This window comes from Glycomyces sp. NPDC047010 (assembly GCF_040644205.1).
Classification (GTDB): domain Bacteria; phylum Actinomycetota; class Actinomycetes; order Mycobacteriales; family Micromonosporaceae; genus Glycomyces.
The window spans coordinates 463,637-488,695 of record NZ_JBEYVY010000004.1 but is presented as its reverse complement, the minus strand read 5'-3'; the positions used below and the strand labels follow the sequence as shown (position 1 = coordinate 488,695).

Here is a 25,059-nt window from a genome sequence, read left to right as displayed (position 1 = left end):
TTTTTTTGTTGTTTTGTGTTTGTTGTTGGGGTGGGGGGGGGGGGGCGCCCCGGCGGGTGGCGGCGCGCCCCCCCGCCGCCGGGGTCAGGCGATCAGGCCCTGGCCGATCCAGCCGGTCTCGTCGCACCCGGGCGGGAGGACGAACACGGCCGAGCCGATCGGCACGGCGTAGTCGTTGAGCAGGTCGGCCTCGGCGAGGCGCTCCTGGATCGCGGTGAACCGGCCGGTGTCGGCCTGGTAGGAGACGAACACCAGCCCGGTGTCCGACTCCCCTTGCGGCCCCGGCCCGTCGTCGTAGTTGTAGGAGCGGCGCAGGATCGTCGTCCCGGCCTCTTTGGCGCGGCGGACGTGGGCGCCGGTCGGGATGACCAGGAGCCCCGAGTCCTCCCGCGCCTCCAGGTCGGGCTCGTCCGCCTCGCGCTCGCCGGTGAGCGGCGAGCCGTCGGCGAGGCGACGCCCGATGACGCGGTCCTTGCCGGTCTCGTCGAGCTTGTCCCACTGGTCGAGGTCGGTGCGCATCCGGCGCACCACCATGACCGTGCCGCCCTCCAGGGCCCCGGCGTCCGGGCCGAACCAGACCGCCTCGGCGCCTTCGGCGGTGGACGGGTCGGGGTTGCCGGTGCCGTCCATCTGCCCGAGCACGTTCCGGGGCGTGCCCCCTGCGGCCGGGCGCTGCTGGAAGCCGCGCTGCGTCCACCGGACGGCGGCGAAGGACCGGGTGTCCTTGACCAGCATCCGGATCGCGTGGCTCACGGCCAGGTCGCCGTCGCCGCACACCTGGATGAGCAGGTCGCCGCCGGACCAGGCGTCGTCGAGCCGGTCCACGGTGAACTCCGGCAGCGGTGCGGCGCCGTCGGGCACCGCCAGGCCGAGGCGTTCGAGGAGGTCGAGCCCGAACCCGAACGTGACGGTGAGCCTCGCGGGCTCGGCCGCCAGTTGCGGGTCGGCGTCCGCGAGGGCCGCCTCGCCCCGGGTCAGTCTCGCGGCGTCGTCGGTGAGCAGCCGCATGACTGCGGCGAGGCGGTCGGTGCCGACATCGGCATTGACGTCCAGGGCCAGCAGGACGGTGCGGGACTGGGCTTCGCCGGTGATCCCGGCCTGGTGGGGGCCGTGGAAGGCCACGGTGGTCGCGGCCGGGGCCTCGGGTCCGGGGGTGCCGGAGTCCCTGGCGAGGGCCGCCGCCCCGGCGCCGACGGCGCCGAGTGCGGCGACTCCGCCTGCGGCCCCGAGCAGTCCGCGCCGGTTCAGGCGCTTGCGTTTCGGTTCCATCGCAGGGGCCTACATGTCTTCCATACCGCCGGGGACGTACTCCTCGTCGCCGCCCTCGAAGTCCTTCGCGACGGCGGTGACGTCGAGGTCGGAGCCGTCCTCGAAGTGGAGGGTCACGGTGACCTCGTCACCGGCGACGATCGGGGCCGTCAGGCCCATGAGCATGATGTGGTCGCCGCCCGGGGCGAGCTCGTGATCGCCTCCGGCCGGGACGGAGAAGCCGTCTGCCACCGGCTGCATGATCATCTCGCCGCCGGACTCGACGGTCTCGTGCAGCTCGACCGTGCCCAGTTCGGTCTCGGCCGAGACGAGGTGGGCGTCGGTCCCGGAGGCGTTCTCCATGACGCCGAACAGGGCGCTCATGTCCTCCTCGGTGGACAGGACCCAGGCGTCGGTGATCGTCACCGACTCAGCGGCGGTGGCCTCGGCCGTCTCGGCGGCCGCGTCGGTGTCGGGTTCGCTGCCGCAGGCGGCGAGCGCGGCGGCGCTCAGCAGGGCGGCAACGGCGGTACGGGTGGCAACGGGAAGGGTGCGTGGGGACTGGTGCATGTTCGCTCTCTTTTCCAGGTGCGAGCGCACGCGCGCGTCGACGCCGAACGGCGCCTTGCGATGACGGGTGCACGGGCTCGCGGCGCGCGCGTCGAGGGCGCGGCCGACGTCAGAAGGTCAGTGGGAGAAAGCGAACGCGGGCGGACCGCGCCGGACCGCGCTGGAGGCGAGGAGCCGCAGGACCGGCGGCGCGAGCACGCGCTCGGCGCGCGCCCGAACCGTGCGGACGACGGGGGCGGGGCGTGACAGCAGCACCAGGATCGCGGCGGCCGACCACAGGACCAGCAGGTCGAGGAAGGCGGCGAGCGCGGCGTCGCCGCGGGCGAGCCAGATCGCGCTGACGACCATCGCCAGCGCGTGCACCAGGAGCATCACCGGGCCGGGCACGAGGTGCTCGAAGTGTCCGGCGCTGGCGGTGAACCAGACGTGCAGACCGCCTTGGGCGAGCGCGCACGCGGGCAGCAGGACCGCCCAATGCCGTTGCGCGCCACCGAGAAGATAGGCGAACGGGGCGACGGCCAACGCCGCGGCGGCGAAGTGGCCCAAGGAGATCAGCGCTCCCCCGGCGGCGAAGTGCAGACCGACCGAGACGCCGGTGCAGGCGACCGCGAACACGAGGGCGCGGAACCCTCGGATGATCGGTCGGCCGATGTGCACGGAGCGATTCTCGCATGACCGGCCGCCTCCGCGATGTCGGGCATCCGACTCATTTCAGGTGCGCGACCCGGTCGACGGCTCCTCATTCGTCCAGGGCCGTGCGGTATCCCGACGGTTCGAGGCCGTCGGCGCCGAGAACGGCCGGCCTCACCCCAGCTGCGTCATATCGATGTAGGTCGTGTCGCCTTCCTGGCGTCGGTCCGTGATCTTGAAGAGCGCGCCCCGGTCGAAGAGGACTTCCTTCTGATGCGACATGCTCGAATCGCGGCCGACGTCGCGTCCGGTGATCCCGTCGACCTTGAAGATGGCGCCGGGGCGGCGGTCGCCGGAGAAGCCCCCGGTGGCGATGGTCTTGAACCGGTTCGCGACCCCCTCGCTCGTGGAGGTGCTCATGAACGCGGGGTCGGAGTACAGGTCGCCCTTCTTGTACTTGTCGAGCCACGCTCCCCCGGGCAGCCCGCGCCAGGTCGTCCGCTCATCGGGCACCGGACGCTTCTTCAGCGCCTCCGCGACGTCGTTCGCCTGCTTGTCGAGCCTGGCCTTGTCCTCCGCGCTGTACTTCGACTTGTCCGTCGCCCGCAGGTACCGGTTCAGCTCGTCGCTGTCGTCCGTGTAGCGACGGAGCGGGTCGACGGTGCCGTCCTTGTCGTCGCCCTTGCCGCTGTCGCCCCGTTCACGGGTCTTGGGCGACGGCGGCGAGAACCCGCCGTCGTCGAGTGCCTTGGTGAGGATCCTCGCTCCCGCGCCGGAGCCCTCACCGTCGCTGCTGTTGCCGTCTCTGCTCTTACCCATTCATGATCCTGTTGGTAGCCATGCCCATCAGCTGGTCGATGACGATGCCTGCGATGGTCTTGAAGATGGGGATCTGCGCCAGCGAGGCGCCGAACGTGACGGGCGCGGTCGCCAGCGCCCACGCGATCTGCGCCGCCAGGAGCGCCAGCTGCACGATGACCTGGATCTTGAGGGCCAGGATGATCCCGGCCATGATCGTCAGGCCGAGGTTGAGCTGGTTGGCCGGGTCCGCGGCCTTCGCCAGGGCGGCGGGCGACGACTCCTCGGCCTCCCACTCGCTCTGGAAGGCGTCGATGTGGGCGCCGGAGTTGTTCTCCAGGAGCGTCCGCGCCGCGGACTGGAGCCCCTCGACCCGCTCGGCGACCCTGTCGGCCATGCCGGTCCACTCCCCGGCCAGGTTGAACATGGACTCCTCATCGGACTCGGGCCAGTCGTAGCCGAGCATGCCCAGCAGGCTGATGAGCTCTCCGGGCAGTTGCATACCCATCGGGTGCGTTCTCCTTGCAGGGGAATCGATTGCGGTGGTTCAACGTGCGGGGCGCCGCGGCGGCGGCCGGTCCGCGGGTCCGGCGGTCAGCCGGTCGCCCGTCTGGAGCCGAGTTCGGACTGGAGCATGGTGAACGACTGGACGACTTCCTCTTCGGTCGCCTCATGGTCGTCCGCCATGGCGCGCACCGCTTCAGAGAGGCCGGTCAGATCCTCGACGATGCCGGTGAAGCAGTCGGAGACCGCTCCCATGCAGACCTCGTGCGCGATGCCGCCCAAGGTGCCGATGGTGTCGCCGCCGAAGGCGTCCGCGTACTGCCCGACCGCCGCGGTGAACTCGTCCAGCAGCGACTGCACGTCGTCCCTCGCCGCGTCGAGTTCGTCCGCGGACCGGCGCATCGTCGCCGGGTCGACATCGAAGCCCGTCATGGTCATCGGCCTCCGCAGATCACGACGTCCGCGCGAGGCGGAGCGGACCCCTGTGCAGGATTCACAAGGGCTTTCGACAGCTGCAGCGCGATCTGGTCTTCTCGGAACATGCGGACCTCCCGCGCCGCACTTTACCCGAAGAATGCTACCTGCACGTTTCATGCCCGATGGCCGGGTTCCTTGCACCCATTGCACTCTGCCCTCGGACGAGCTGCGCCGGCGGAGGGCCGACGGCCCTCAGGACGAGTCGCTCCAACTCCTCACCGGCCCCGAACACGATCTGGCGGGCGCGAAGTCGGTGGCAATGGCCGAGCTGGCCGGGCACCGGATCTGGATGCCCGGCATCGCCCCCGGCACCGAGTAGGGCGCCTACTACCGCGACCTCGTCGCCGAGTTCGGGCTCACCATCGAGGCGACCGGCCCCAACTTCGGCTCCGACGCACTCCTCGACGCCATCGCCGACACCCCGGCCCTGGCGACCTTCATGAGCGAGCAGACCCGCCTCGTCTGGCCCGTCGGCCACGGCCTGCGACGCATCCCGGTGACCGACTCGGCGCCCGTCTACCCGCAATCGCTCCTGTGGCACCGCGACAACCCCCACCCGGCCCTGACCACCCTCCTCGCCCACCTCGCCACCGCCACGCCCGGCCACGACACCCCCGGCACCTGGACACCAAACTGGGCGACCCCGCACTGACCGACGCCGCACCTCCGAGCCTCACGCGGCGACGTCAAACTGGTACTCGCACACCTCCGGTTCGAGACCGGCATGGCGCCGCGGTGAAGGCGCCTGCCGACGCAGGTCCACCGCGCTGCTGCGCGCCATGCGCGGCGGCCGGGCGGGGTGACTCAGCCGCCGGGGCACTCGGAGTCGCCGCCGCTGCGCGGGATGCACTGGTTCGGATCGAGTTCGTAGGTCGGCGGATCGTCGTGCAGGATTTCACCCGCGATCTCGCGGGCGAAGTCGAGCCGCGACAGGCAGACCACGAACGCGACGGCAATGACCGCGTAGACCAGGCCCGTTTTCAGCATGCCGAGGACGAACGGGAGCAGCACGAGCACGGCGAGCGTGGACAGCACCACGATGAAGACGATCTGCGTCCGCCGTCCCCCGTCGTCGACTTCCTGGCAGGTCTCGTTGTCGAGGCAGAAGCTCGCGAAGAAGTACCACACGAGCAGGCCGAGCGAGAGCACGAACCAGCCGACCGTGCTCAGGACGACGGCGAGGATCTTGCCGCCCTTGCGGTCGGGCCGGTGAGTGAAGCGGGGGGCCTCGGGGAGTCGCGGTTCCATAGGTCGAGTGTCGGGGCGGTGTCAAATCGGCAATGGGACGAAACGGACGTGATCTGTGGAGTCTCCACAATCACGCGTCCGATTCGTGCCGGATCGGGCGGCGGGATTTCGGGGTTCTCTCCAGTCGGACCGGGAGCCGGTCCCGCGGCCCCGCCGCGGTACCGGGGCCGGGGTTAAACGCAGGGCCGTTCAGTACGCCATGCCAGAACGAGTGCCCCTGCGGGGATCGGGGAGGTCCGAGGGCCGCGGGCAGTGATGCACGATCCGTGCAGCTTCCGTGCAACCTGTCGCCACACTCGGATCAAGCCGCCACCAGCGGCGCCACCAGATCCGAACAACCAGGAGACCCCAATGCACCGCACCCGCACCACCGCACTCGCCCTGATCGCCGCCGCCTTCATCGCCGCACTCGCAGCCACACCCGCCAGCGCCAACACCACGACCGCCGCCGACTACACCACCACCGGCGACGAGCCCTGGCCGAAGGGCTCGGGCTGAGCCTGAGTCCATCCAAGTCTTCGAGGGGAGGTGACACTGTATGTACATCAAGCGGATCACGGCGCTCGCGCTGATCGTGGGCGCCCTGCTGGCCGGACTTGCGGCCGCGCCCGCCACGGCCGGCTCGTCCTCGGCCGCCGACTCCACCACCGCCGGGGAAGAACCCTGGCCGCGGGGCTCGGGCTGAGGGCCTCTGCCGGGAGCCGGGGTGCCGGCTGCTGCACCGCACGGACACCGCAGCGGTGCAGCAGCATCCTCGCCATCACAACTCGGACATCACCTCCGGTCTCAATCCGGGGTACACACGCAGGGAGTCAGGATGAACCGTTCGAAGCCCCTTCGTCGGGCAGCGTTCACCACCGCGGTCCTCGCCGCAGCCGTCGCTGCGGCCTCGCTCGCCCTGGCGGGCCCCGCCGCTCCCGCTGGGCCGGAGAGGCACTGCACCCACAGCACCGCTCCGGCGCCGGACTCGTACTCGGGCACCACCACACCCGCGACCTGACCGGCACCTCACCCCGCCGCTCGCGGACCCGCAAGTGGAGCGAACTTCGATATCCTGGATGCGCAATCCGTTGCGCCCCAGACGATCGGAGCGGGCACTGTGGAGTTTCACATTCTGGGGGTACTCCAGGTCCGCCATAACGGCGAGGTAGTACCGATCCGCGGTGTGCATCAGCGCAAAGCCCTGGCCGTACTGCTGCTGGAGGCGGGACGCACGGTGTCGGTGCAGCAGCTGATCGATGCGCTCTGGGAGGGCGAGCCCCCGGCCACGGCCCGACGGCAGGTGCAGAACACCGTCGCGGCGCTGCGCCGGAGCATGGGAGCGGCGGACCCGATCGTGCGGTCCGGAGACGGCTACCAGGTCAACACGGACGCACTCGACTGGCAGGACTTCCGTGCCGAGGTCGCCAAAGCCAAGGTCGCACTCGACCCCGAGGCGTCCTTCGCCCTGCTGCACCAGGCGCTCCAACGGTGGCAGGGCCCGGTCCTGGCCGGGCTCGAATGCCGAGCGATCGACGCCGCGGTGGCGCGCATGGAACAGGAGCGGCTCAGCGCTTTCGAGGACTACGTCGACGCGGCCCTGGCCCTGGGAATCCACGAGCAGGTGCTCGGCGAGCTTCGGGCGCTCGCTGCCGGGCATCCGTTCCGGCCCCGTCTGACCGGGCAGCTCATGCTCGCGCTCTACCGCTCGGGCGACGGCGCTGGCGCCTTGGGGGTGTACAACGATCTGGGCGAGCATCTGGGCGAAGAACTCGGCATCGAACCCGACCGGCGCCTGCGGGACCTGTACGTCGCCATCCTCCGCGAGGACCCCAGCCTCGACCCCCGACCCCAGCCCTCCCCCACGACCACACCCCCCGACACCGGCACCCTCCCACCCGCACCGAACGCGGTCCCGGCGCTTCCGGCCGTCACCGGCCCGACCCGGCGGCCCTGGGCGCGCCCGCTCGCACTCGCGCTCACCGCGCTCCTGATCCTCCTTACGTCCGTCCACAACAGACCTGAAGTAAGTGCGCCCCTGGACCCGCTATGGACCTTGCCCGCCCAGGAAGCGGGCGCCGCCGTGATGCGCGTCGATACTGGATTCCTCATCTGGGACACCAGCGGGATTCGCCTCGAAGTCGACGGCGAGGTGATCTGGTCCATGCCGGTGCACCAGTCGACCGTCGCTGACGTGTTCGTCACCGATGACACCATCGTCCTCGCCTCCCACGCGCCTGGCGAGTCGCCCCAAGACGGATTCCTGTCCGTGATCGACCTGCAAACCGGGGCCGACCTCTGGTGGGACCGTGACCGGCGGCCTGCGATCGTCGACGGGGACACCCTCATCTCCGTCCGCTGCCAGCCTCCCCACGACGACCCGCCGGACCAGTGCACACTGGAGTCGACGCTGCTTCGCAGCGCGACACCGCAATGGTCGGTCCCCATCGAAGCGGGAACCTTCCCGGTCGCGGCCGAATCCGGCCCCTACGACAACCCCTGGGGCCCGAGCACCATCCCCGACCTGCTGACCCTCCAACCCTCGGGATACCGCGACAGCACCGGATTCCGTTTCACCGTCCACGACGCCGCGACCGGCGAAGTCATCAACACGTTCACGCTCCCCAGCGCCCGAGTCTGGCTCAACGAGGGGATGCTGATCGTCTTCGAGGGCGGCAGCCTGGTACTCCAGGGCCCGTGCCCTACGAAGACCTGGGCCTACGAGGTGTACTCCGGGGAGGAACGGTGGTATCAGGTCGACCATTTCACCTCAGACCGCGACGGCTACTGCCGATCACTGCCTCTCCAGGGCACCGACAACCGGCTCGCCACGGTAGAAAGCGGGACGGCGTCGGTCGTGGACCTGCAAAGCGGTGAAACCGAGTGGACGGTGCCCGACCCCTCAACGCCCCTCCTGCTCACCGGTGACATGCTGGTCGCCGCCCATCCCAAAACCGGCAGCATCACCGTGTGGGACGTGGAGAAGCACGAGCAACGATGGACCACCGACATGGGCGAACTGATCGGGGCGCGGGGCTCGACCCTGTGGGTGCTCGACCAGTCCGCCATCGACCCCGACTGTGGCGGCCTCATCGGCTACAACCTCGCCACCGGCGACAACCACTGCCTGCCCGGAACCCTGCAATACCTCACCGACACCGAAGTCGTCACCGCAGACGACGGCACATGGAACGCATGGCCCGCCGACCCCTGGAGCCATCCCGTTCCCTGACCCCTGGCATCGACCGAGCGCGAGATGAGGGCGGCGGCCCCGCGCAGCACGCCGTGATGCAGGATCCGTGCGGCTTCCGTGCAACCCGTCGCCACACTCGGATCAGCCCGCCACCAGCGGCGCCACCAGATCCGAACAACCAGGAGACCCCAATGCACCGCACCCGCATCACCGCACTCGCCCTGATCGCCGCCGCCTTCATCGCCGCCCTCGCAGCCACACCCGCCAGCGCCAACACCACAACCGCCGCCGACTACACCACCGCCGACCAGTTCTGGCCGAAGGGCTCTGGCTGAGCCGGGCCGCCGCGGGGCAGGCCGATGGCGGGCCGGAGGGGAATCGGGGGTGTTGCCCCCCGGTTCGCCTCATGGCGTCCTCCGCCAAGGTTCGAGCGCGTCCGGCGGTTCCGGCGCGAGCGCTGCGGGGGCGGCGAGCATGGCCGCCCCCGAATCACCCAGAGCAGATGAAGCACATTGAGCGACAACAGATTCGACGTCGACATCGAAGCCGTCCTCGATGCGGCGGCCCACCTGCGCAGTGTGCGAGGCGATTTCGACGAGGTCGCCGGCTACACCGCTGACGCCGACCCCGACTGGTGGATGTTGGGCGTCCAGGGGCTCGCCTGGGCGCAGCAGTACGAGCTGTCGGCCGACCGGATCAGGACGATCCTGAACAAGTACGGCCCCGCCACCGGAGTCGAGAAGGACACCGATGGTGACCTGTGGGCCTCGGCCGGGTCGGGTCAGTGGAGTTCGGGGGTGGTGAAGAGGCCGGTTCTGGTGGGTTGGTGGACGAGGTCGAGCTCCTGCATGGTGAAGCGGTGTCCGTGCGCGGTGGCGGCGGCGGTGTAGACGCGCTGCCATGATTCGGAGCGCATGGCGGGTACGGAGGTGCCGCTGATGTGGAGTTCGATGCGGTTCGGTCCCGGGCGGAGGCGGTCGGTGAGGTCGAGTTCGCAGGGGAGGTCCCACAGGACGCCGGCCTCGGTGCCGTTGACGTGGACGACGGCGATCGCGGCGAGCGGTTCGGCGGCCCGGGCCTGGTACGACTGCGGTTGGCGGGCAGTGCGTTCGGGGAGCGGCAGGCCGGCGGTGCCGAGGACGAGCCGGCTGGGGAGGGGGTGGTGGAGGTCGACCGTGGCCGTGTAGACGCCGGTGCCGGTCAGGTCGGCGGGGTCGTGCTCCTCCCAGACGTGCGGGAGCGTGACGGGCGCGGAAACGCCGCCGGGGCCGGTGAACCGCCAGTCGGAGAGGCGGATCGGGTCGGCGGGGCGGGCCGGGGGCGGGGCCGCCGGGCCGGTGCGGGGCGAGGTCGCGACGATCAGGGCCGCGTACGGTGCGAGCGCGATCCGGATGGGGCCGTGGCCGGGGAGGGTGGAGCCGTCGTGGGCGTCCCAGGTCTCCCACGACGCGTAGGGCGTCCGCGGGGTGAGCTCCACTGTGCATGGTTCGGGGCCGGTGTTCGCGGCGAGGTAGAGCTCGGTGCCGCCGAGGCGGCGGTGGACGACGCCGACCTCGGGGCGGTCCACCGCGGCGTCGGGCGGGACGATGCCGTGCAGTGCGGGGATCAGGTCCGCGGCCGTGGTGTGGAGTGCGTCGGGCAGGACGTCGGCGTCGACGACGAGGATCGGGAGGCCCGCGGCGGCCAGGCCGTTCAGGAAGGATTCGTCCTCTTCGGACAGGATCGTGGTCCCCGTGATGACGAGCGCCCGGTGGCGGCGGAGGACCGACTCGGCCGGGGTGCGGGCGTCGACCGCGTCGAAGTCGTAGCCCGCGGCGCGCAGTGCCTTGGGGGTCTCGGTACCGAGGAGGGCAGTGCTGCGGCGGAACAGGTCGAGCTCCTCGCCGGGGCCGAAGGAGGCGTAGGCGTCCTCATAGGGCAGCCAGAGCGCGAGGTCGGCGACGTGCTCGCCCTGGCGCATCGCCCACGACATGCGCTGGAGGTAGCGGAAGAGCGCGGGCGCGGCGGGCCACCAGGCGTTGCGGTCGGTGATCGCGCCCGAGGCGTAGAACGCCCAGCCCGGTTCGGCCGCATCGCGGGGCGAGGAGGGCCAGCCGTGGCCGATGAAGTGGTTGACGCCCGCGAGCAGGTGGTCGTGGGCCTCGCCCTTGAAGTCGATGGGGCGGGCGCGGAACGAGGGCGAGTTGATCCACGTCCAGGTCTCGGAGGAGACGACGGGCGCGCCGAGATGGTGGGCCGCGGAGGAGGCCCATTTCGTGCGCGGCAGGCCGTTCCAGCCCCACCCTTCGCCTTCGATCAGGTCGGCGTGCCGGTAGCCGCTGACGCGGGCGGGCGGCGCGCCGTAGTTCTGGACCCGGAACCGCACGCCGCGCTCGCGCGCCCACGCGTGGACGGGGGCGAGGAACCGGTCTTCGAGGAGCTCGGAGAGGGTCCGGTGGAAGTCGGCGCGGAAGCGCGCCCCGGCGGGGCGGGTGGAGCGCAGGTGGAACAGGCGCGGGAGGGGGTCGTAGCCGCGGCGGGCGCGGAACTCCTCGGCCAGGTCGGGGGTCCAGTCGGCGTGGTAGACCTCAAGGCTGTCGCAGAACACGGCGGTGACGTGCTCGGCACCGGCGGCATCCAGGAGCGGTTCGGCGACCGCGGCCAGATGGTGCTCGATCGCGTTGCGCGAGTAGTGGTCGAGGACGGGGCCCTCGGCGCCGTTCGAGGAGCGCTTCACCTGCTGGCCGGTGCCGCCGGCGGTCGCGACGAGGAGCGTGCGCGGGCCCCGGCCCGGCGGGACGGGGACGGTGCCGCCGTCGAGTCCGAGCGGCGCGAACGCGTCGCCGTGCTCCCCGGGCGCCCCTTCGGCGAGGAAGGCCGCGACGGTCCGGTCGCCCGGCCAGCGGCCCGGCAGGGGGAGGCGGTCCGCGTGCGGGCCGATCGGGCGCTCCTCCCAGCGGAGCCGCTGCGCCGCATGGTCGGGGGTGATGTGGGCGCCGCCGTAGGACCAGCCGCTGCCCAGGGTCAGGTCGAAGCGCAGCCCGAGCGCGCGGGCGCGGCGGGCGGCGTGGCCGACGAGGGCGAGGAACCCGGGTGAGCCGAAATCGTGCGGCTGCTCGGGCGCGAGCGGGTACACGAACGCGGCCTCGACGCCGCCGATCCCGGCGCGCGCCATGGACTCCAGCTGCTCGTCGATGTCGGCCGCGGTGGTCGAGGCGCCGAACCACCACCACCGCACCATGGCCTTGGCCTCGGCCGGGGGTTCGCGGAAGCCCGCCGCGAGGTCGGGTCGGATGCGGTTGACGGTCAAGGGGACTCCTCCGCTCGCTCCAGGGTCCCGGCGCCTGCCGCACCGGGCCCGGTACGACTCTATGCGTTCCGCGTGAGAGCGGTTGCCGGGGTCAGGCGAAGGAGTACAGGAGCGTGAACACGCTCAGCGCGAGCATCCCGGTGGCGTTGAGGAAGAGGTTGCGGCCGAAGTCGCGCGCCCGCACGTGCATGGCGATGGCGACGAGGAAGTAGAGGACCACCGCGGCCGAGGTCAGCGCGCCGAGGTACGGCACCCAGATCCCGGCGACGAGGCCCGCGGCCGCGGCCAGCTTGATCGGGGCGGCGGCCCGCCACCAGCGCCGGGGGAAGCCGACGTCCTCGAAGCACTTGGCCACGAAGGGGACCGGCTTGATGCACAGCAGGGCGTCGCCGAAGGAGACGGCGGCCAGCACGAGGACCGGCCAGAGGGGGTCGGGGAAGGCGTTCACGAAATCACCGTACCATACGGTATGGTACGGTGCCGGTATGACGACTCGCGACCGCTGGATCGACGAAGGACTCGCCGTGCTCGCCGAGCAGGGCGCGGGCGGACTGCGCATCGACCGGATCGCCGCCCGCCTCGGTCTCACCAAAGGCTCCTTCCACCACCACTTCGCGGGCGCGGACGACTACCGGGCGGCACTGCTGGAGCGGCACGAGCACGAGCAGTCCGACGCGCTCGCCGACCTCGCCTCGGCCGCCGCGGACGCGCCGCCCGAGGCCGCCTTCGCGCTCCTCGCCGACCGGGTGGCCGACGTCCTCGACACCGACCGCGAACGCGCGGTCCGCGCCTGGAGCGCCACCGACCCGGCCGCACGCGCCGCCCAGGAGCGCCTCGACACCGCGCGCCTGCGACTCCTCGAACAGTTGTGGGCCAGGCACATCGGCGAGAGCGACCGCTCCCGGTCCGCCGCGCTCCTCCCCCACCTGGTGGTCGCGGGCATCGGCACGGTCCACCCGCGCCCCACCCGGGAGCAGATCCGCGGCGTCTTCGCCCTCCTCGCCGAGCTCGCCCCGGGCTAGCGCCAAGGACCCACACACGTTCACCCGGCCGCGTCGCGCAGGCGCGCGGCGAAGCGCCGGAAGCCCTCCAGGAGCGCGGGCGGGGCCTCGATCGTGAAGTCCGCGTCGAGGAGCGCCAGCGCGGCCAGGGGCCATTCCCAGGAGTCGACGCGCATGGCGACGCGGGTGCGGCCGTCGGCGAGGGCGGTGAGGTCGACGGTGTCGTGCCGGAACGCCTCGGCGACCGGTTCGGCCGGCGCATGAATCGTGAACGCGACCGGTTCGCGGCTGCGGCCGATGCCCTCGGTGAGGTACTCGACGCCGGGCGGCGCGGGCCGGGGCTCGAAGGCGTCGTTGGTGATCCGCAGGTCGGAGATGCGGTCGGTGCGGAAGACCCGCCAGTCGCCGCGGGCGGGGTCCCACGCGAGGAGGTACCAGCGCTGGAGGTGGTGGAGCTGGCGGTGGGGGTGGACGCGGCGGGAGGTGGCCTCGCCGTCCTTGCGGCGGTAGTCGAAGGCGACGGCCAGGCGGCGGGCGATGGCGTCGGCGAGTTCGGCGAGGCTCCCGGCGCTCGTGGCCGGGGCGGAGCTGTCGCCGGTCTCCAGGCTGGCGCGCAGGTGCGCGATGCGGTGGCGCAGGCGCTTGGGCAGGTACTGCTCCACTTTGCCGTAGGCGCGGGTCGCCGCTTCGTCCACGGAGCCTTCGGTGGCGCTGCGGGGCGCGGCGATCGCGGCGAGGCCCAGGAGGACGGCGACGGCCTCGTCGTCTTCAAGCATGAGCGGCGGCATCGCGGCTCCGGCGGTGAGCCGGTAGTGGCCGCCGGGGCCGGGGCGGGTCTCCACGGGGTAGCCGTACTCGCGGAGGCGGTCCACGTCGCGCCGCAGCGTGCGGGGGCTGACGCCGAGCCGGGCGGCGAGGTCGCCGCCGCCGAACGAGCGGCCGGTCTGGAGCGTCGCCAGCAGTGAGAGCATACGGCGGGTGACATCGGGCATGCCTCCATTCTGCCGCGAATCGCGGTCAGGAACCGGCCGCATCTGCGCATAGCGTCGAGGGCATGAACGAGCGAATGATCCGAATCCGCGGTGCCCGGTCGAACAACCTCAAGTCACTGGACCTGGACGTGCCGCGCGGGACGCTGACCGTGTTCGCGGGCGTCTCGGGCTCCGGGAAGTCCTCCCTGGTGTTCGACACGATCGCGGCCGAGGCCGGGCACCAGGTCAACGAGACGTACCCGCCGTTCCTGCGCAACCGGCTCCCGAAGTGGACGAAGCCGGAGGCCGACGAGATCGCGGGGCTGTCGCCGGTGGTCGTGATCGACCAGCGGCGCCTCGGCGGCAACGCCAGGTCCACGGTCGGCACGATCACGGACACGTGGACGTACCTGCGGCTGCTGTACTCGCGGATCGGCTCGCCGCACCTGGGCGAGTCGAACCGGTTCTCCTTCAACGACCCCGCGGGCATGTGCCCGGTGTGCTCGGGCCTCGGCGAGGTCATCGAGTGCGACGTCTCGCTGTTCCTGGACCTCGGGAAGTCGCTGCGCGGGAACGCGATCCTGCTGCCGGGCTTCGTGGAGGACGGCTACTGGCGGTCCAAGTACACCGAGATCGGGTCGTTCGACGCCGATGCGCCGCTGCAGGACTGGTCCGAGGACGAGCGGAACGCGCTGCTGTACGGCGGCGAGTGGGCCGACCGGCTCGCGGTGAAGCCGCCGCCGGAGTACGAGAGCCTCGTGGCGTGGTTCGAGCGGATCTACCTGCGGACCGCCGACAACATCTCCGACCACAAGCAGAAGGCCATCGACACGTTCACGCACTCCGCGGTGTGCCACGAGTGCGGCGGCGAGCGGCTGAACGCGGAGGCGCGGGAGGTCACGGTGCGCGGGCGCACCATCGGCGAGCTGGCGCTGACGGAGGTCGCCGAACTCGCGGACTTCGTCGCGGGCGTGGAGGACGCGTCGGTGGCGCCGGTCGCGGCGGCGCTGGTGGAGCGGCTGCGCGCGATGGACGCGATCGGACTGGGATACCTGCACCTGGGCCGGGCCACGACGAGCCTGTCGGGCGGGGAGTCGCAGCGGGTGAAGACCGTGAAGCACCTGGGCTCCAGCCTGATCGAGATGCTGTACATCTTCGACGAGCCCACGGTGGGGCTCCACCCGCACGACGTGCACGCCATGACCGGGCTGCTGCAACGCCTGCGCGACAAGGGGAACACGGTGCTCGTCGTCGAGCACGACCCGGCCGTGATGGCGGTGGCCGACCAGATCGTGGAGATCGGACCGGACGCGGGCGACCGCGGCGGGCGCGTGGTGTTCCAGGGGCCGTTCACGAAGCTGCGCGAGGCGCGGACGCCCACGGCGCTGGCGCTCGCGACGCGGGCCCCGGCCGCCGCGGCGCCGCGCGAGGCCACCGGGGCGCTCACCGTGGCGAAGGCCGAGCGGAACAACCTCCTAAGTGTCACTGTGGACGTCCCGACGGGGGTGCTGACCGTGCTCACCGGCGTGGCCGGATCGGGCAAGTCGAGCCTCGCGGCCGAACTGGTCGAGCAGCACGGCGCGATCGTGGTCGACCAGCGGCCGGTCGGCGCGAACCGCCGGTCGACGCCGATCACGTACACCGGGATCGCCGCGCCGCTGCGGCGCCTGTTCGCGAAGGCGAGCGGCCTGCCCGCCAAGTACTTCAGCGCGAACTCCGAAGGCGCGTGCCCCGACTGCAAGGGCCTGGGGATCGTGTACACGGACCTGGCGTTCATGGACGGGCAGGAGACCGTGTGCGAGACGTGCGGCGGGCGCCGGTTCACCGAGGAGGCGCTGCGGCACCGCGTCGGCGGGCTCACCATCGCCGACGTGGACGGCCTCACCATCTCGGAGGCGCTGGAGCGGCTCGCGGACCCCGCGATCCGCAAGGGCCTGCACCACCTCGACCGGGTCGGCCTCGGCTACCTGCGGCTGGGCCAGCCGCTGACGACGCTCTCGGGCGGGGAGTGCCAGCGCGTGAAGATCGCGCGGGAGCTGAAGGAGGCGACCGAGCCGTCGCTGTACGTCCTCGACGAGCCGACCACCGGACTGCACCTGCGCGACATCGACACCCTTGCGGCCGTGCTGGACCGGCTCGTGGACGGCGGGCACACCGTGGTCGTCATCGAGCACAACCTCGACGTGATCCGCCGCGCCGACTGGGTCGTGGACCTGGGACCGGGCGCGGGCCGCCACGGCGGACGCGTGCTGTACGAGGGCCCGGTGAAGGGCCTGCGGGGCACGGCGACGGCCGAGGCGCTCGGGCAGGGATAGGCCCTGGTGGGCACCGGCGGCCGCCGGTGCCCACGGGGGCTGGTGACCGGACCCCGGAGCCGCAGGATCAGTGGCGCGTGTCGGCTTGGCGGTCCCGGTACTCCCGCGGCGACATGCCGTGGAAGCGGCTGAAGGCGGCGCTGAACGTGGGCAGGTGGGCGTAGCCGACGCGGCGGGCGACCGCGCTGGGCTTCGCGCCCCCGGTGAGGAGGTCGCGGGCGATCCGCATGCGGGCCGCGTAGCGCCAGCGGGTGAAGGACATGCCGGTCTCGTCGCGGAAGCGGCGGTGGATCTCGGCGGTGAGATCGGGCTCGGCCGCTTCGCCGGGAGTGCCGATGCGGCGCAGGTAAAGCATGGCCGCGTCGCGTGCGCTCGGATGGGTCGGCATCGGGACGGTGAGCGCGCGCTGCTCGGCGAGCTGCTCGGCGAACAGGTCGAGGATGCGGCCGGGGCGGTGGTCGTCCGGTTTCAGGGGGGAGCGGGAGCTGATGGAGCAGAACATCAGGTAGTCGTCCCAGGTGGGCGGGAACCGCGCGTGCAGCGGCTCGGTCAAGGTGAGGTCGCCGGTGCGGGCCGTGCCGACGGGCAGTGAGATGGAGTCCTCGCGGATGCCGGTGGTGTGCTCCAGGTCGGCGGGGATCCAGGTCGCGACGCCGCGGCTTCGTTCGTGGCGGCGGCCGCCGATGTCGAGGTAGCCGCTGCCGCGGTACATCCAGCTGAGCACGTGCACGTGGTTGGCGTGCGGGGGCGTGGCGGTCGCGGGCAGCGGACCGGGCGCGGCGGCGGCACCGCCGCCTCCCACCATGCGCACGAGGTCGTCGGCCTGACGCGCCGCGGCGGCCCGTGCCGAGACCTCGCCGTCAGGCGGTCCGGCGGCGAGCCTCCGGCCGAGCTGGTGCGGGGTCGATCCGTAGTGCTGCTTGAACGCGCGGGTGAGGCCGCTGCGGCTCGCGAAGCCGACGCGGGCGACCACCTGGTCCACGTCGTATCCCGCCGCCAGGAACTCGACGGCCGCGTTCAGGCGGCAGCGCAGTCGCCACTGCTCGAACGTGAGCCCGGTGGCGGCGAGGAAGTCGCGGCGCAGGGAGCGCGGGCTGGAGAGGACCCGGGTCGCCCACTCCGCGACGGTGAGTCGGAGCGCCGGGTTCCGCAGCAGCTCCTCGGCCACGGCCCCGGCGCTCGCGCCTGTCGGCATCACGAGAGCGCCCCGCCGTGTCGAGGGCACTGCGCCTCGCGTCGTCTCGGGCGTTCGCGAACCGCGGATGAGGCCCACGAGGGCGTCCTGGGGGTAGCCGCGGCCGCTGAGCGGCGTGACCTGGAGGTTGAAGTGCTGGATCAGCCAGTCCTGCCAGTCGTCGGGAACCGTGAACCGCCTTGGCTCCGACTGGAGACCGGCCGTTGCGCTCGGGTGCACCAGCAGCGGGAAGGCGACCGTGCCGGGCTCGGTGACGACCTCCCACGGCGTGCCGGGCACCGCCGGAATCCACACGCCTTCGCCTTCGGCGAGGCGGAACTCCAGGTCGTCTCCCATGCGCAGCAACGCCGTACCAGTGCGGACCCAGAGGAGGAGCTGCTCGGCCTGATCCCAGGAGCCGCTCGATCGCACTGCGGGAATCGGCGGCGGTCGGCGAGCGCGCGCCTGCGCGAGATCCGTATCCAGCATGTCCTAACGATATGGCAGCCTGCGCACGCAAATCCAAGTAAGGATAGCCTAATCTTACCAGCGGGCCCCGCCCGCGTCGATCGAGCGCGGCCCCATCAGCCGCGCACCGATCCGAAAGGCACCGCATGCCGAAGACCTCACGCCGCCTCACCGTGCGCCCCTTGACCTTGCGAGAAGTCGAGGTCGTCGGCGTGCTGGACGTGACGCCGGGGATGCGGCGGATCACCCTGGCAGGCGACCAGCTCGGCGCATTCACCTCGGCGAACGGCTTCCCTCAGGCGGCGTTCGACTCGACGGGCTTCGACGACGACATCCGCCTGGTGTTCCGCTACCCCGGGCACGCCGAGCCGGTGCTGCCGGTGCAGCAGGCACAGGGCCTGGACCTGCCGCGGAACCCGCGCCCGCTGTCGCGGATCTACACCGTGCGGCGCTGGGACGCCGAAACCGGCCGGCTGGACGTGGACGTCGTCAAGCACGGCATCGGTGTGGGCACCACCTGGGCCTACCGCGCCCGGGTCGGCGACCGCGTCCACTTCTTCGGCCCGAGCGTGTCGCGCGAACTCCCCCAGGACGCCGACTGGCTCCTGGTCGCCGGCGACGACGCGGCGCTCCCGGCGATCGCCCGCCTGCTCGAAGCGCTGCCCGAGGACGCGAGTGCGCAGGTGTTCATCGAAGTCGCCGAGGAGGCGTACCGGCAGGATTTGCGTGAGCTGCCGGGCGTCCAGGTGACCTGGCTGGTGCGGGACGGTGCCGGGCCGGACGCGGGGTCCCTGCTGGTGGACGCCGTCAGGAAGTGCGAGTGGCGCGAGGGCCGGCCGTTCGCGTGGGTCGCCGGGGAGAACGCGGCGGTCAGGGATCTGCGCCGTCACCTGGTCGAGGACCGCGGGATGCCCAAAGAGGACGTCGAGTTCATCGGGTACTGGCGCCGCGGCGAGGTCGTTGCCTTGGAACAGGACGCGGCGCTGCCCGACCCCGAGAAGACCAGGACGCCCTTCGAGCGGCTCCACGACCTCGCCGAGCTCATCGCACCGATCGCGATCCGCAGCGCCGTCGAACTCGAAGTCCCCGAACTCATCTCGCGCGGCGTCACCGGCGTCGCCGAACTGGCCGCCCGGGCGAACGCCGACGAGCGGGCGCTCGGCAAGCTGCTGCGCTACCTGCACGCTCTGGACATCCTGACCGAGACGAAACCGGGCCACTACGGACTCACGCCGGTGGGCGAGGTCCTGACCCTCGACTTCATGATCGGGTTCCTGCACCCCGCCGGGGTCGCAGGGCGCGAGATGCTCGGCATCCACGGGCTCACCGAGTCGATCCGCACCGGCCGGGAATCGTACGCCTCCGTCACCGGCCGGACCTTCGCGCAACTGCGCACCGAGCAGCACTACGAGGACGGCTACCTGGAGCGCCTCGCGAAGTTCCAGGCCACGCTCGCCGAGCCGATCGCGAAGTCCGATCTGCTCACCGGCGTCGGCCACCTGGTGCTGCACTCCGGCGGCGCCGGAGCCCAGGCGCGCGAGTTCGTCGCCGCCCACCCCGGCCTGCACGTGACGATCTGCGCGCTTCCGGCGCAGGCGGACTGGCTGCGCCGGGACCTGCCCGACACCATCCCCGACGAGCAGCAGCGGGCGCGGGTCGGCGTGGTCGAGCAGTCGGTCTTCGAGCCCAGCCCTCCCGCGGACGCCGTCTTCGTCATCCGGGCGTTCAAGACGCTGCCCGACGCCGACGCCGCCCACGCCCTGCGCCGCGCCGCCGAGAACCTCCGCCCCGGCGGCCGGGTGCTGCTGGTCGAAGACCTCTTCGACACCGACGACCTCGACGAGCACGACGGCGAGGCGGACCTGCTCGCCCTCACCGTGCACGGCTCCGGCCTGCGCACCGCGGCCGAACTCGACGCCGTCATCGCCCGCGCCGGACTCGCCCGCCTCACGACGCACACCGTCGGCTGGGGCACCCCGGTCCACGAACTCGTGCCCGCTGACATTCAGCCCCAATAGAGAAGGAACACCAGCACCATGACCATGCCCACGTTGCGACGACGCGGCACCGCCCTGACCGCCGCGGTCCTGAGCGCCTCCTTCGCCCTCGCCGCCTGCGGCGGCGACGGCGACGACCCCGGCACCGCGAGCGGCGAGACCCGCACCGTCACGGCCGACAACGGCGCCGTCGAGATCCCCGCCGACCCGCAGCGGGTGGTCACCCTCGGCAACACGACGCTGCCGCTCATCGACATGGGCGGCGCACCGGTCGGCGTCACCGAGGTGAGCGACTCCGAACTCGCCCTCATCCCCGAGACGCAGCAGGCCGCCTACGCGGCCGCCGTCAACCTCGGCACCAGCGCCGACCAGGTCGACATGGAGCAGCTCGCCAGCCTCGAACCGGACCTCATCCTGGCCCAGTTCCCCGCCAGCGAGTTCGAACAGGTCCAAGAGGAGCTGGAGGCCGTCGCCCCGACCGTCTTCTGGGGACTCGACGTCGAGTGGAAGGCACTCGCCGACGGCGTCGCCGAGGCGGGCGACGTCACCGAAGGGCTCAGCGAGCAGAAGACCGCGTTCGAGGACAAGATCGCCCAGATCGAGACGACGTACGGGGCGATCATCGCCGACACCGCGTTCGTCAACCTCGACCGCTGGGCGAGCTCCGACCCCGGCACGTTCTCCATCGCCGACTTCGGCTGCGTCGAGATCGCCCAAGGCGACCTCGGCATGGACTTCCCCCGAGCCGCCGAAGGCGAGGACCCCCTCGGCTGGACGTCCCTGCCCTTCGAGCAGCTCGCCGAGCTGTCCCAGTACGACGTGATCACCTACCCCGTCGACGCCGAAGGCGACCCGACCGAGTCGTTCGCACCGGTGGTCGAGACCAACACCTGGCAGGCGCTGCCCGCCGTCGAGTCCGGCCGCGCACTCGGACTCTTCTGCCCCGGCAACAACTCCTACGGGCCCGTCCTGCAATACCTGGACTCCCTCGACAGCGCACTCGCGACCCTCCCCGCCACCACGTGACGACACTCGCGCCGCACCGGCGCGGTCCGGCAGCCGTCAAGGCGGCCGGGCCGCGCCGGCGTCTCACCGGGCTGATCGCCGCGCTCGCCGCGCTGCTCGCCCTGCTGGTGCTCAGCGTCATGATCGGCTCAACGACGATCCCCCCGTCGACGGTGTGGGACGCGCTGTTCCACTCGTCCGCGGACCTCGACCAGTTCGCGATCCGCGACTACCGGCTGCCGCGCACCGTCGTCGGCCTGGTCGTCGGCGTCGCCTTCGGCATATCGGGCGCACTGATCCAGGCGCTCACCCGCAACCCCCTGGCCGACCCCGGCGTCCTCGGCGTCAACGCGGGCGCCTCCTTCGCGGTGACCGTGGCCGTGGGACTGCTCGGCATCCGCGACATGCAGGGCTACATGTGGTTCGCCTTCGCAGGCGCGCTGGCGGTCACCTTCATGGTGCTCGCGCTCGGATCGACCAGGCGCGGCCGGTCTCCCGCGGTGATGGTGCTCGCCGGGGTCTGCGTCGGCGCGGTGCTCGGCGGCGCCCGGGAGGCGCTCCAGCTGACCGACCCGGACGCCTTCGACGCGATGCGGTCCTGGAACGCCGGCTCGATCTCCGGCCGCCCGCTCGACGTGGTCTGGCCGATCCTGCCGTTCGTCGCAGCGGCACTCGTCCTGGCCTTCGCCGTCTCGGGCCCGCTCAACTCGATGGCCCTCGGCGACGACATGGCCGTCGCCCAAGGCGCACGCCTCGCCCGCACCCGCATCCTCGCGATCGTCGCGGTCACCCTGCTCGCCGGCGGCGCCACCGCGATCGCCGGACCCATCGGCTTCGTCGGGCTGATGGTCCCGCATGTGGCCCGCTGGATCACCGGACCGCACCAGCGCTGGATCCTCGCCTACAGCATCCTGCTCGCCCCGAGCCTGCTGCTGGCCTCCGACATCCTCGGCCGGATCGTCGTCGCGCCCGGCGAGCTCCCGGTCGGGATCGTCACCGCGTTCGTCGGCGCCCCGGTGCTGATCGCCATGGCGCGGCGCAGCAAAGCGAGCGCGCTATGACCACTGCTCCCTCCGTTCTGCGCCGACGCCGACCGGACCTCGGGCGGCGCCGAATCGTCGTGCGGCGGGGACGGCTCGGGTTCCGGATCGACTTGCGCAGCACCGTGGTCTGCACCGCGCTGGCGCTCGGGGTGGTCGCGCTCGCGCTGGTGGCGCTCACGACGGGCTCCTACCAGCTCAGCGTCGCCCAGGTAGTCTCCGCGCTCACCGGCGGAGAGACCGGGCTCGTGCGCGAGATCGTGGTCGAATGGCGGCTGCCCCGGGTGGCGGCGACCGTGGCGTTCGGCGCCGCGCTCGGCGTCAGCGGGGCCATGTTCCAGTCCCTGACCCGCAACCCGCTGGCCTCGCCCGACGTCATCGGGTTCTCCTCCGGCTCCTACACCGGCGCGCTCATCGTCATCGTCCTCATCGGAGGCGACTACGCGCAGGTCGCCGGCGGCGCCCTCCTCGGCGGGATCGCGACCGCGCTCCTGGTGTACGCGCTCGCCCGGCGGCGCGGCGCGCAGGGATTCCAGCTCATCATCGTCGGCATCGGCCTCTCCGCGATGCTGGACTCCCTCAACACCTGGATGCTGCTCAAAGCGAAGCTGGAAGTGGCGATGGCCGCCGCCGCATGGGGCGCCGGGTCGCTCAACGGGGTGTCCTGGGACCAGGTCGCGATCGGGGGCGCCTGCATCGCCGGTCTCCTGGCGATCGCGGGCGTGCTCAGCCGCCCGATGCGGCAGCTGGAACTGGGAGACGACACCGCCGTCTCCCAAGGGGTTCCCATCGCCGCGGTCCGGCTCGGCCTGATCGTGGTGGGCGTGGCGTTGACGGCCACGGTCACCGCGGCGTCCGGGCCCATCGCGTTCATCGCCCTGTCGGCACCCCAGATCGCCCGCCGCCTCGCCCGCACCGCCGGCATCACCCTCGCGCCCGCCGCGTTCGTCGGCGCCCTGCTCCTGGGAGCGGCCGACCTCATCGCCCAGCGCATCGCCCCCACGCCGCTGCCCGTCGGCCTCATCACCGTCATCCTCGGCGGCGGCTACCTCGGCTGGCTGCTCTTCGCCGAAGCGAGACGACGCCTGTGAACGCCACCCGTCCCGTCCGCTCCGCGACCCTGGTCGCCTTATGCGCCTTCGATGTAGTCCTGGGCCCTCGCCAACTGGTCCTTCACCGCCTGCTCCTGGGTGTAGATCTCGGTCTGGCCGGGCATGAGCTTCTCGACGTACAGGCGCGCGTACAGCTCCTCGGAGCCGTTGCGCAGGCCCGAGTCCTCGGCGCACCGGGCGAAGTCGAGGGCGATGGCGAACTCGGCGGCCACGGGGTCGCCGGTGTCGAAGTCGTCGGGGAGTTCGGCGACCTCCACGCGCTCGTCGCCCTCGTAGACGATCGACTCGTCGCCGTAGAGGTTCACGGTGATGTACTGGTCGGTGTCCAGCCAGCCCATCTCGTCGAACTCCCATTCGCCGTAGCCGCGGTCGGCGAGGCAGACGAGGAACTCGTCCTCCTCGTCGGCGTAGTCGGCGAGCATCTCGCCGTAGATCTCGCCGTCGCCGACCCCGACGAGGGGGCTCTCGTTGTCGCCGCCGGGAACGGTCCACGCGGAGGTGCCGTCGTCGAACTCCACCTGTTCGGGCTCGCCGTAGATGACCTTGATCGTCTCCAGCTCGCAGCCGCCGTACGGCGGCTGTTCGAGGTCGAGCTCCATGGGGTCCTGGCCGGCGTCCATCGCGTCGCTGAACGCCTGCTGGTACTCGTAGCGCTCGGCGCCCATCCAGGCCTGTTCCCAGGCGGTCGTGTAGTCCTCGCCCTGGGCCTTGAACTCCTCGTGCTCGGCGTCCCAGGCGGGCTCCCAGAAGCCCTGCTCCTCGGCGTGGGCCGCGAGGTAGTCGGCGTCCTCGCGCATCGTCAGGGCCGCATCGGTGTCGGTCCAGGTGACCCACTTGCCGAAGGCGAACTTCTCGGCCTGCTCGACCGTGGGGATGCGGGCGTACGGGGAGGCGAAGCCGGTGAAGCGGTTCGGGATGCCGTTGCCGAAGAGGGCGATCGGATCGTGGACTGTGAAGCCCTCGTCCTGCATGCACATCGACGCGACCCGGGACTCGACCTGGACCAGTTCCCAGCTGAGCGTGGAGATGTTGACGATGCTCTGCTCGATCGCCTCGATGTCCTCGTCGGTGACCTCGATGGGTTCCTCACCGCCGCAGGCGGTCAGGACGAGTGGGAGCGCGAGGAGCGGCAGGAGTGCGGTTCGGCGCATGCGGGTCGGCCCTTCGTCGGAGATGGTTGCGGCGCATCTGTAAAGATGCGCCGCAACCATCCGAAGGTTGCACGCGCGCCTTGAATTCAGGCCTGCCGGGATACGCCGATCATCGGGTGCCCGGGGCGCCTGGGGCGATGAGTTCGAGCAGGTCGGCGTGGATGCGGGTGAACTCGGTGCGGACGGCGGCCGCGGCGGCGGTGAGGGCCTGGTCGTCGGGGTCGCGGGCGGGTTCGAGGAGGAGGTGGACGGTGTCGGCGAGGGCGGCCTCGAACTCGGGGTCGTCGATGAGGCCGGGGGCGTCGGGGGCCGTTGCGGCCGTGCCGAAGCCGAGCATGACGGCGTGGAGGGCGCGGTGCTGGCGGGGCAGCGGGAGGTCGGTGCGGACGAGGCCGTGGGCGCGGAGGACCGGCAGGACCGCCTCCCCCATGGCGGTGGGCGCGGCCCGCGCGAAACGCTCGCGGTCGGCGGGGTCCTGGACGAGGAGGCGGAGGGTCGCGTCGCCCCCGTCCCACTGGCGGCGCAGCCACGGGTTGGCGGCGGTGGTGCGGATCAGCAGCGGCGCGAGCCGGCGGGGCAGGATGCGGCCGGGGTCGGCGTCGATGACGGCGACGGCCGCGTCGATCCAGGCGAGGACCTCGCGGGCGAGCAGGCCGGTGAAGAGGGCTTCCTTGGTGGACCAGTAGAGGTAGACGGTGCCTTTGCCGACGCCGGCGGCGGCGGCGACCTCGGCGATGGTGACCTTGCGGATGCCGTGTTCGAGCGCGAGGGCGCGGGCGGCGTCGAGGATCCGGGCCGCTTTGGCGGAGTCGTGTTCGATCAGCCGGTTCACCGTGGGCCTCCTCCTGTTCGACGGTCGCGACCATGATGGCACGCGGGGCGGGCGGGC

The 25,059-nt window shown here is 71.8% G+C and carries 24 protein-coding genes and 1 pseudogene; 12 read left to right on the top strand and 13 right to left on the bottom strand.

What is annotated here, in order from left to right:
• Nucleotides 1-84: 84 nt before the first annotated feature.
• The 6 genes from AB0A65_RS11445 to AB0A65_RS11420 form a co-directional block, all read right to left on the bottom strand.
• The gene (locus tag AB0A65_RS11445) at nt 85-1,269 is read right to left on the bottom strand and encodes a Dyp-type peroxidase (RefSeq protein WP_359950048.1); all 1,185 of its coding nucleotides are present in this window, start codon (nt 1,267-1,269) and stop codon (nt 85-87) included.
• Nucleotides 1,270-1,278: 9 nt separating this feature from the next.
• Nucleotides 1,279-1,818, bottom strand: a complete 540-nt coding sequence (locus tag AB0A65_RS11440) for a copper chaperone PCu(A)C (RefSeq protein WP_359950046.1) — start codon at nt 1,816-1,818, stop codon at nt 1,279-1,281.
• Between the two features lie 117 nt (nt 1,819-1,935).
• Nucleotides 1,936-2,475 (bottom strand): hypothetical protein, encoded by a 540-nt coding sequence (locus tag AB0A65_RS11435; RefSeq protein WP_359950043.1) that lies wholly within the window; start codon nt 2,473-2,475, stop codon nt 1,936-1,938.
• A 147-nt stretch (nt 2,476-2,622) separates the two neighbouring features.
• Nucleotides 2,623-3,267, bottom strand: a complete 645-nt coding sequence (locus tag AB0A65_RS11430) for an ADP-ribosyltransferase (protein ID WP_359950040.1) — start codon at nt 3,265-3,267, stop codon at nt 2,623-2,625.
• Nucleotides 3,260-3,754, bottom strand: a complete 495-nt coding sequence (locus AB0A65_RS11425) for a hypothetical protein (protein ID WP_359950037.1) — start codon at nt 3,752-3,754, stop codon at nt 3,260-3,262. Before AB0A65_RS11425 ends, AB0A65_RS11430 begins: the two co-directional genes overlap by 8 nt.
• An 86-nt stretch (nt 3,755-3,840) precedes the next feature.
• On the bottom strand, nt 3,841-4,182 hold the full coding sequence (locus tag AB0A65_RS11420) for a hypothetical protein (RefSeq protein WP_359950034.1): 342 nt from the start codon (nt 4,180-4,182) through the stop codon (nt 3,841-3,843).
• A gap of 241 nt (nt 4,183-4,423) precedes the next feature.
• On the opposite strand from AB0A65_RS11420, the pseudogene AB0A65_RS11415 reads away from it, so the two are divergent.
• Nucleotides 4,424-4,879, top strand: a pseudogene (locus AB0A65_RS11415) (LysR family transcriptional regulator); the annotation flags it as partial.
• Between the two features lie 152 nt (nt 4,880-5,031).
• Here the strand turns inward: AB0A65_RS11415 and AB0A65_RS11410 are convergent.
• Nucleotides 5,032-5,475, bottom strand: a complete 444-nt coding sequence (locus AB0A65_RS11410; protein ID WP_359950031.1) for a hypothetical protein — start codon at nt 5,473-5,475, stop codon at nt 5,032-5,034.
• A gap of 351 nt (nt 5,476-5,826) precedes the next feature.
• Here AB0A65_RS11410 and AB0A65_RS11405 point away from each other — a divergent pair, with 351 nt between their 5' ends.
• From AB0A65_RS11405 to AB0A65_RS11385, 5 genes are all read left to right on the top strand, one after another.
• Nucleotides 5,827-5,973: a hypothetical protein gene (locus AB0A65_RS11405; protein WP_359950028.1), complete on the top strand. Its 147-nt coding sequence runs from the start codon at nt 5,827-5,829 to the stop codon at nt 5,971-5,973.
• 40 nt (nt 5,974-6,013) lie between these two features.
• Complete coding sequence (locus tag AB0A65_RS11400) at nt 6,014-6,160, top strand: hypothetical protein (RefSeq protein ID WP_359950025.1); 147 nt, start codon at nt 6,014-6,016, stop codon at nt 6,158-6,160.
• A 480-nt stretch (nt 6,161-6,640) separates the two neighbouring features.
• Entirely contained in the window at nt 6,641-8,686 is a 2,046-nt protein-coding gene (locus AB0A65_RS11395) for an AfsR/SARP family transcriptional regulator (RefSeq protein ID WP_359950022.1), read from the top strand.
• A gap of 152 nt (nt 8,687-8,838) precedes the next feature.
• A complete protein-coding gene (locus tag AB0A65_RS11390; RefSeq protein WP_359950019.1) occupies nt 8,839-8,982 on the top strand; it encodes a hypothetical protein in 144 nt (47 codons plus the stop codon).
• Nucleotides 8,983-9,159: 177 nt separating this feature from the next.
• Nucleotides 9,160-9,537, top strand: a complete 378-nt coding sequence (locus AB0A65_RS11385) for a hypothetical protein (protein ID WP_359950016.1) — start codon at nt 9,160-9,162, stop codon at nt 9,535-9,537.
• On the opposite strand, the gene AB0A65_RS11380 is transcribed toward AB0A65_RS11385, so the two are convergent.
• Together AB0A65_RS11380 and AB0A65_RS11375 are read right to left on the bottom strand one after the other, a co-directional pair.
• On the bottom strand, nt 9,429-11,936 hold the full coding sequence (locus AB0A65_RS11380) for a glycosyl hydrolase (protein WP_359950013.1): 2,508 nt from the start codon (nt 11,934-11,936) through the stop codon (nt 9,429-9,431). The genes AB0A65_RS11385 and AB0A65_RS11380 overlap by 109 nt on opposite strands.
• Nucleotides 11,937-12,027: 91 nt before the next feature.
• Complete coding sequence (locus AB0A65_RS11375; protein ID WP_359950010.1) at nt 12,028-12,384, bottom strand: DoxX family protein; 357 nt, start codon at nt 12,382-12,384, stop codon at nt 12,028-12,030.
• Between the two features lie 37 nt (nt 12,385-12,421).
• Here AB0A65_RS11375 and AB0A65_RS11370 point away from each other — a divergent pair, with 37 nt between their 5' ends.
• Nucleotides 12,422-12,958, top strand: coding sequence for a TetR/AcrR family transcriptional regulator (locus tag AB0A65_RS11370; RefSeq protein ID WP_359950007.1), 537 nt, complete (start codon nt 12,422-12,424; stop codon nt 12,956-12,958).
• Nucleotides 12,959-12,978: 20 nt separating this feature from the next.
• On the opposite strand, the gene AB0A65_RS11365 is transcribed toward AB0A65_RS11370, so the two are convergent.
• Complete coding sequence (locus tag AB0A65_RS11365) at nt 12,979-13,929, bottom strand: YafY family protein (RefSeq protein WP_359950004.1); 951 nt, start codon at nt 13,927-13,929, stop codon at nt 12,979-12,981.
• A 62-nt stretch (nt 13,930-13,991) separates the two neighbouring features.
• Here AB0A65_RS11365 and AB0A65_RS11360 point away from each other — a divergent pair, with 62 nt between their 5' ends.
• The gene (locus tag AB0A65_RS11360) at nt 13,992-16,223 is read left to right on the top strand and encodes an excinuclease ABC subunit UvrA (RefSeq protein ID WP_359950001.1); all 2,232 of its coding nucleotides are present in this window, start codon (nt 13,992-13,994) and stop codon (nt 16,221-16,223) included.
• Between the two features lie 67 nt (nt 16,224-16,290).
• Here the strand turns inward: AB0A65_RS11360 and AB0A65_RS11355 are convergent, their stop codons facing one another.
• Nucleotides 16,291-17,829: an AraC family transcriptional regulator gene (locus tag AB0A65_RS11355; RefSeq protein WP_359949998.1), complete on the bottom strand. Its 1,539-nt coding sequence runs from the start codon at nt 17,827-17,829 to the stop codon at nt 16,291-16,293.
• Between the two features lie 182 nt (nt 17,830-18,011).
• Here AB0A65_RS11355 and AB0A65_RS11350 point away from each other — a divergent pair, with 182 nt between their 5' ends.
• The 4 genes from AB0A65_RS11350 to AB0A65_RS11335 all read left to right on the top strand — a co-directional run bounded on the left by AB0A65_RS11350 (nt 18,012) and on the right by AB0A65_RS11335 (nt 22,998).
• Nucleotides 18,012-19,883, top strand: coding sequence for a siderophore-interacting protein (locus tag AB0A65_RS11350; RefSeq protein ID WP_359949995.1), 1,872 nt, complete (start codon nt 18,012-18,014; stop codon nt 19,881-19,883).
• An 18-nt stretch (nt 19,884-19,901) separates the two neighbouring features.
• A complete protein-coding gene (locus AB0A65_RS11345) occupies nt 19,902-20,888 on the top strand; it encodes an ABC transporter substrate-binding protein (protein ID WP_359949992.1) in 987 nt (328 codons plus the stop codon).
• Nucleotides 20,885-21,928 carry an iron chelate uptake ABC transporter family permease subunit gene (locus AB0A65_RS11340; RefSeq protein WP_359949989.1) on the top strand — a complete coding sequence of 348 codons (1,044 nt, stop codon included), beginning with the start codon at nt 20,885-20,887 and terminating at the stop codon, nt 21,926-21,928. The genes AB0A65_RS11345 and AB0A65_RS11340 overlap by 4 nt, the downstream gene beginning before the upstream one ends.
• Before the next feature lie 92 nt (nt 21,929-22,020).
• Nucleotides 22,021-22,998: an iron chelate uptake ABC transporter family permease subunit gene (locus AB0A65_RS11335; RefSeq protein ID WP_359949986.1), complete on the top strand. Its 978-nt coding sequence runs from the start codon at nt 22,021-22,023 to the stop codon at nt 22,996-22,998.
• Between the two features lie 38 nt (nt 22,999-23,036).
• On the opposite strand, the gene AB0A65_RS11330 is transcribed toward AB0A65_RS11335, so the two are convergent.
• Both AB0A65_RS11330 and AB0A65_RS11325 read right to left on the bottom strand, forming a co-directional pair.
• The gene (locus AB0A65_RS11330; protein ID WP_359949983.1) at nt 23,037-24,170 is read right to left on the bottom strand and encodes a hypothetical protein; all 1,134 of its coding nucleotides are present in this window, start codon (nt 24,168-24,170) and stop codon (nt 23,037-23,039) included.
• A gap of 109 nt (nt 24,171-24,279) precedes the next feature.
• On the bottom strand, nt 24,280-25,002 hold the full coding sequence (locus tag AB0A65_RS11325) for a helix-turn-helix domain-containing protein (RefSeq protein ID WP_359949980.1): 723 nt from the start codon (nt 25,000-25,002) through the stop codon (nt 24,280-24,282).
• Nucleotides 25,003-25,059: the final 57 nt, after the last annotated feature.

Bases quoted from the DNA above. Each gene is read 5' to 3' on its own strand.
- AB0A65_RS11420 (WP_359950034.1), bottom strand. From the start codon at position 4,182: ATGACGGGCTTCGATGTCGACCCGGCGACGATGCGCCGGTCCGCGGAC.
- AB0A65_RS11360 (WP_359950001.1), top strand. From the start codon at position 13,992: ATGAACGAGCGAATGATCCGAATCCGCGGTGCCCGGTCGAACAACCTC.
- AB0A65_RS11440 (WP_359950046.1), bottom strand. From the start codon at position 1,818: ATGCACCAGTCCCCACGCACCCTTCCCGTTGCCACCCGTACCGCCGTT.
- AB0A65_RS11370 (WP_359950007.1), top strand. From the start codon at position 12,422: ATGACGACTCGCGACCGCTGGATCGACGAAGGACTCGCCGTGCTCGCC.
- AB0A65_RS11410 (WP_359950031.1), bottom strand. From the start codon at position 5,475: ATGGAACCGCGACTCCCCGAGGCCCCCCGCTTCACTCACCGGCCCGAC.
- AB0A65_RS11430 (WP_359950040.1), bottom strand. From the start codon at position 3,267: ATGGGTAAGAGCAGAGACGGCAACAGCAGCGACGGTGAGGGCTCCGGC.
- AB0A65_RS11405 (WP_359950028.1), top strand. From the start codon at position 5,827: ATGCACCGCACCCGCACCACCGCACTCGCCCTGATCGCCGCCGCCTTC.
- AB0A65_RS11345 (WP_359949992.1), top strand. From the start codon at position 19,902: ATGACCATGCCCACGTTGCGACGACGCGGCACCGCCCTGACCGCCGCG.
- AB0A65_RS11330 (WP_359949983.1), bottom strand. From the start codon at position 24,170: ATGCGCCGAACCGCACTCCTGCCGCTCCTCGCGCTCCCACTCGTCCTG.
- AB0A65_RS11445 (WP_359950048.1), bottom strand. From the start codon at position 1,269: ATGGAACCGAAACGCAAGCGCCTGAACCGGCGCGGACTGCTCGGGGCC.
- AB0A65_RS11425 (WP_359950037.1), bottom strand. From the start codon at position 3,754: ATGGGTATGCAACTGCCCGGAGAGCTCATCAGCCTGCTGGGCATGCTC.
- AB0A65_RS11400 (WP_359950025.1), top strand. From the start codon at position 6,014: ATGTACATCAAGCGGATCACGGCGCTCGCGCTGATCGTGGGCGCCCTG.
- AB0A65_RS11350 (WP_359949995.1), top strand. From the start codon at position 18,012: ATGCCGAAGACCTCACGCCGCCTCACCGTGCGCCCCTTGACCTTGCGA.
- AB0A65_RS11390 (WP_359950019.1), top strand. From the start codon at position 8,839: ATGCACCGCACCCGCATCACCGCACTCGCCCTGATCGCCGCCGCCTTC.
- AB0A65_RS11365 (WP_359950004.1), bottom strand. From the start codon at position 13,929: ATGCCCGATGTCACCCGCCGTATGCTCTCACTGCTGGCGACGCTCCAG.